The organism is Bdellovibrionales bacterium (genome assembly GCA_016714165.1).
In the GTDB taxonomy this organism is placed as follows: Bacteria; Bdellovibrionota; Bdellovibrionia; order Bdellovibrionales; family UBA1609; genus JADJVA01.
Genome location: JADJNU010000015.1, coordinates 1 through 4,659, shown reverse-complemented (window position 1 = coordinate 4,659; position 4,659 = coordinate 1). Strand labels below are relative to the sequence as shown.

The 4,659-nt window shown below is 43.9% G+C and carries 9 protein-coding genes; 5 read left to right on the top strand and 4 right to left on the bottom strand.

Translation table 11 applies throughout. The annotated features are described in order from the left end of the window. The first annotated feature begins 320 nt into the window (after positions 1–320). From IPJ71_19625 to IPJ71_19605, 5 genes are all read left to right on the top strand, one after another. Positions 321–866 carry a hypothetical protein gene (locus tag IPJ71_19625; GenBank protein ID MBK7845852.1) on the top strand — a complete coding sequence of 182 codons (546 nt, stop codon included), beginning with the start codon at positions 321–323 and terminating at the stop codon, positions 864–866. A gap of 119 nt (positions 867–985) precedes the next feature. Then, entirely contained in the window at positions 986–1,423 is a 438-nt protein-coding gene (locus IPJ71_19620; GenBank protein MBK7845851.1) for a hypothetical protein, read from the top strand. Beyond that, complete coding sequence (locus IPJ71_19615; protein ID MBK7845850.1) at positions 1,420–1,809, top strand: hypothetical protein; 390 nt, start codon at positions 1,420–1,422, stop codon at positions 1,807–1,809. Before IPJ71_19620 ends, IPJ71_19615 begins: the two co-directional genes overlap by 4 nt. Before the next feature lie 58 nt (positions 1,810–1,867). Further along, the gene (locus tag IPJ71_19610) at positions 1,868–2,113 is read left to right on the top strand and encodes a helix-turn-helix transcriptional regulator (protein MBK7845849.1); all 246 of its coding nucleotides are present in this window, start codon (positions 1,868–1,870) and stop codon (positions 2,111–2,113) included. A 239-nt stretch (positions 2,114–2,352) separates the two neighbouring features. Further along, positions 2,353–2,667, top strand: a complete 315-nt coding sequence (locus tag IPJ71_19605; protein ID MBK7845848.1) for a hypothetical protein — start codon at positions 2,353–2,355, stop codon at positions 2,665–2,667. 336 nt (positions 2,668–3,003) lie between these two features. Here IPJ71_19605 and IPJ71_19600 read toward each other — a convergent pair whose 3' ends face one another. The 4 genes from IPJ71_19600 to IPJ71_19585 are packed head-to-tail and all read right to left on the bottom strand — an operon-like array spanning position 3,004 to position 4,621. Continuing rightward, complete coding sequence (locus tag IPJ71_19600) at positions 3,004–3,222, bottom strand: hypothetical protein (protein ID MBK7845847.1); 219 nt, start codon at positions 3,220–3,222, stop codon at positions 3,004–3,006. 2 nt (positions 3,223–3,224) lie between these two features. Further along, positions 3,225–4,082: a site-specific integrase gene (locus IPJ71_19595; protein MBK7845846.1), complete on the bottom strand. Its 858-nt coding sequence runs from the start codon at positions 4,080–4,082 to the stop codon at positions 3,225–3,227. 10 nt (positions 4,083–4,092) lie between these two features. Then, positions 4,093–4,392 carry a hypothetical protein gene (locus IPJ71_19590; protein ID MBK7845845.1) on the bottom strand — a complete coding sequence of 100 codons (300 nt, stop codon included), beginning with the start codon at positions 4,390–4,392 and terminating at the stop codon, positions 4,093–4,095. Continuing rightward, on the bottom strand, positions 4,382–4,621 hold the full coding sequence (locus tag IPJ71_19585; GenBank protein ID MBK7845844.1) for a helix-turn-helix domain-containing protein: 240 nt from the start codon (positions 4,619–4,621) through the stop codon (positions 4,382–4,384). Before IPJ71_19585 ends, IPJ71_19590 begins: the two co-directional genes overlap by 11 nt. Between the last annotated feature and the right edge of the window lie 38 nt (positions 4,622–4,659).

Genomic DNA, 4,659 nt, shown 5'->3' with positions numbered 1-4,659 from the left:
TCTTTCGAAACTATCTGTTGAACAAGTTGATCGAGCTGTTGCTTACCGCGATAAATGATCGCTACCACATGAGATTTTAGATTCTATTAAGAGTCATTATCCCGGCATGAACAATATGAAACTCTAAGTCTCGAAGAGATTGATACTGTCTTTGCATGATCTTGGAGGACCCACTCTATTAGATAGGGCCGTGAGAAGGCGGTTGGGTTTCGGATGAGCCTTGAATCAAAGGGAGCAGGATCATTGGCTGCTCCAAGACAAGCATTGGTCCAAACCCTGGTGGGTCAAATCCTCTCGTCCCAACGACAAGCTCGCATCCTGTGGCCCTCGCTATTTTTTCGCCAAATGAATTAGACGGTTACCGTAACGCCGCCTCGCAACTTTCAAACGTCTTAACTGCAACATTGAGACTAGAAAATGCAATAGCAAAAATCGATCGCGAGTCCGTTCAGTTTAGAAGTTCTGTTGAGGTCTATCGAACTTATTTGAACATGTCCTTAGTAGCTCCCCATGAAATAAAAGGAGCCGGGGGCTTGTATGACGTTTTAGCCGTCGCTTCAGTTGAGGTTGGCACCGAAAAAGACAGGGCTGATTTTTTTGCACTTGCTCATGGCAAATTTGACGATATCCGGGCACTGATGGCGAAGGTCCACTATTCTCAAAGCCACGCCTATAGGGATGTCGTCACCTGCCTATTTAATTTTGTTCAAGCAAGAGAACACTGGAATTCGCAAACATTGAGATATGTTTTTGATAAGCTTGATTGGTTGAGCCAATTTGAGGACCCGAACAGACTTGGCCGTCTAACAGCTGAATCTATTCTTCGGAGATCAGAAATATTCGGCGATCGGAGAATTGAGTGGTAGTCAAGTTGTGGATATCCTTGAAACCCAAGTGAAGCAGATGGAATACGCTACGGAGTTCTTACATTTAAACTATCCTCGCGGAATTTGGTATAACCAACGAAATAGGACCGATAGCTGTTTTGAGAAACTTTCTGGAAAACCAAAAGAACAGCGGGGAGTTCTTTTACGATCTTCATAGTTTAGAAAAAATTTTCACGAGTCAGGGCATCATAGGCTACCAAATTGTCGAGCCTAGTTTACATCTTATGAGAGCAATTGTACGGCAGCAAAAATACGTTGAGATTAAATATAAGAAAAGATACGGAAAATACGATGATCAGATACGCGAAGAGTCCACCTTCTATAAGGATCTCGCACGCCAAACCCTTAGTTTCGATGCTGGTGAAATTGAGACCTTTCTTAATAACAGATCATCCTGTGGCACCGTGACTTTCGGAATTTACCGCATGAACTTGCGAAAGCTCGACTTTAATATGGCCTCAAATAAAACGGGAAAGACTCTTACAATTACTCAAATCGACTCTGACAAACCAGGTTCCGGTATATGTAGAAATTGACTCTTCGTTCGATTGAGCAAATAGCCAGGCAAGCAGGATATGCCACGCTGATCGTTGAAGGTGTTGATAACGCCAATCAATGGACCTTTTATGAGGCGCGCATGAGATATTCTCGTCACCCACGTGACTCCAATGTCATGCGATCCTATTTTGTAGAACCTGAAACAGAATTAGAAAAACTTTCCATGAATATTCGAGAAGAAAGGGAGTTCCCAGGCATGACGACCGGGGTTGCAATTCCCAGGTTTCGATTTAGCCCAAGAAATCAGGCGAAGGAAAAATTTTATCCAAAGGGATGTGCGTTCTTGCAGAAGAGTGGGCCATTTTTGAAAAAATGGCCAGAAATTGCCCTGCTAATTGTTCTCGCACACCATCATGACAGGTAATGTAAAGTCTATTTGACATTGCAAAATGTATAGTCTATTATACATTCAATTGCTATCGATGGAGAGAGGTACATGCCACGCATTGAAGGAAAACTGGTTATTAAACCGAATTCAGGAATTGAGATTTGAGAGGGGTCTCACTCAGCAAGATTTGGCCGAGTTCGTCGATGTAACAAGAGCAACCATCATCGCCTTAGAGAAGGGAAGCTATAATCCCTCTCTGGAGCTTGCCTTTCGTTTAGCTAAATTTTTTAAAGTTGGAATTGAAAAACTATTTTTTGAGAAAGGACCTCCCCATGAATAAAGCCATTCGTCTTATCCAAAACTATCTAATCTATACCCTGCCATTTGTTTTCATATGCATGGCCTGGGGAAACAATTAGCCCCGAGAAAGAAATTCTAAAAGATGCCTCCTTCCTAACAAAAGCAATATGGGAACTACTCTCATGGAATTTGATGTTGTGGTTCGCAGTATTGATCTATTTCTCGTTCTCTTGATCGCATTGCCAGAAGCCCGAGAAAACTTTAAAGCGTTTAGCTAACTTGAAAGAACGTGACGAACGGGAACAATACATTACCGGTAAGGCTTCGCGAACTGCCTATATCTCAACGCTCAGTTTATTGGTTTTCCTTTTGTTCTTTTCAATTTTTTCCCTGAACATTCATCGATTACCAGAAAGCGAAGCCATTAACGGCAAGACCGGTACAGTGGCAATAGGGTTACAATTCAATCTTCTGGATAAGCCTCGTGTTGAAACTAACCAAGCAACAGGCCAGGTTCTTTTTGAATCGAAAGATATTCCCCTTTCAAAACGGCCATCTTCTCATTTTAATTGTATGGCAGCTTGCTGCGTTTAACAATACCGCGAGAAAAGAACACATGGGAGATTTGAATGCTTAGTGACTTGGAGCCTTTTACCAGAGAACCGTAGAACCAAGTCTGACAAGAACATCTGCTCTCGGTCTTGCGACTTTAAATTTTCATTTTTGAATTCAGATGCTTAATTGGTTCGAAGTGGCGGATTCTGGAACCCGCTTTACATTTCAATAAGTTAGGTTTTACCGAAGCGAGTGTCTCCCAAAATCGTAATTTCGTCATGTGACGTCATTGCCTCTCCGGCGATTTTAATAACCTCAATTTGATGAGTCCATTTTTTTGATAGTACTCCTCCCTTATCAGTTCAGCAGTTCGATCTAAATCAGCTTCATACTCCTCGACAGTAATTCCAGGAGACTCTTCCTGGATCGTACGCCAGTGATCCTCCCACTCCTCTTTTCTAGTTTTTTAATCAAACGCTTTAACGCGGCCAGATGGCCATTCGGAAGTGAAACGATCTCTTTGATTCTGCCCATAGCAATCGACCTAGCTTCATTGTAGCCAGCACGAAAATTTGAAATATCCGTGTCAGTCATACTCAACTCCTATCTCCAAATAGCTTAACAACCTTTGCCATTGCCTCGTCGGCAGTAGTGAACTTCAACGAATCAGTGACACCTTCAACCTCAACCCCTGCCAAACGAATATATCGCTGCATGGTTTCAAGTTCCTTCCAGCCACATATCTTCATCAGCCTCGCAGCCTCGACACCGTTACGGAGGAGCTGGGTGGCAAAACAAGCTCGGAGCGCGTGGAAGTTCACTTCAGGGATTCCAATCAGTTTGCAGAACTCTCTCAAGACCCGCGCCTGTGACCCCCGCTCCCAATTTGTGATTCGAGGTAGGACGTAATTTGATGTTGCCGAATGCTTCGCTCGAAGCTCTTTCAGCAGTCTCGCAAGTTCGTCATTGATCGGCACTTCGCGCCAGTATCCGCCCTTTGTCGGCCCGATTCGTTTGAATCTACCATTGTAGGACTTATTGATAAAAAGTCTCCGACTCTCAAGATCAACGTCACTCCATTCGAGAGCCAAAGCCTCACCGCTGCGGGTTCCAGTATGAAGACTGAATAACCAAATTGGATACCAAGGATGGTTGTAGCCTTGGGCTGCTTCGGAGCAATTTTCGATCTGCTGTAGATTGAGAATTGGCTTTTGTTTTTCATGTTTGCGACCTATTAGGGGCACGTCTTTCGCCGGACTTTGCTGGATACCTTTAATTCGGCCAGCAGTGATTGCCCAGTCGTATATCGTGTTCAGAGCACTTCTTAGTTTAAGTTGAACTCCGCGCGACTTGCCCATCTCGAAATGAATATGATGCAAGCGTTGAACTATTTCAGTAGGTGTAATCTCAGACGCTGATCGCTTCCACCAGTCAGAGATGTACTTGCGAAGCACCTGACCGTAATCATCGAGCGTGGATTTTGTAATTACTGCACGGTAAAAATTTGTTTATCACAACCCCGGTCTCCCAGTCTTCAATGATCTGACCAAGCGTGGAGCCCAAGTATTCACGGCGAGCTACTTCTCGTTGAGCCTCATCAATTAGCGCATCTCTGATTTTGATTGCCTGTTCAATCGTGCGAATGTTCTTACTACTCTCGCGCTGGGTAACAATCGCCGGATCGATCTTTCCCTTAACTTTGATCCTTACCAAAAACTGATGGGGCCCACTTTCTGCAATTTGTTTGATGCCTTTAGTATCCATACAAATTACCAACCCGGCACTTCTCCAACCACCTGTCCAACTCCACTTTCTTGAACAGCAACCGACGATTCACTTTGTAGGCACTGATTTGTTTGCGCAAAACTAGGTTTCTCATAGCACCCGGGGATTTACGCAGATAGTTTGCCGCCTCTGAACACGTAAGATAGGGACTACTAACCCCCGAAGAATTCGCGGTGCTTCTCTTTTCATGGGATGATATATTGTCCATCTACAGTTCCTTTCTGACGATTTTTAAGGCCATCGCCC

Excerpts from the sequence above, each read along its gene's own strand:
- IPJ71_19610 (MBK7845849.1), top strand. The coding sequence starts at position 1,868 with ATGGAGAGAGGTACATGCCACGCATTGAAGGAAAACTGGTTATTAAAC.
- IPJ71_19600 (MBK7845847.1), bottom strand. The coding sequence starts at position 3,222 with ATGACTGACACGGATATTTCAAATTTTCGTGCTGGCTACAATGAAGCT.
- IPJ71_19590 (MBK7845845.1), bottom strand. The coding sequence starts at position 4,392 with ATGGATACTAAAGGCATCAAACAAATTGCAGAAAGTGGGCCCCATCAG.
- IPJ71_19585 (MBK7845844.1), bottom strand. The coding sequence starts at position 4,621 with ATGGACAATATATCATCCCATGAAAAGAGAAGCACCGCGAATTCTTCG.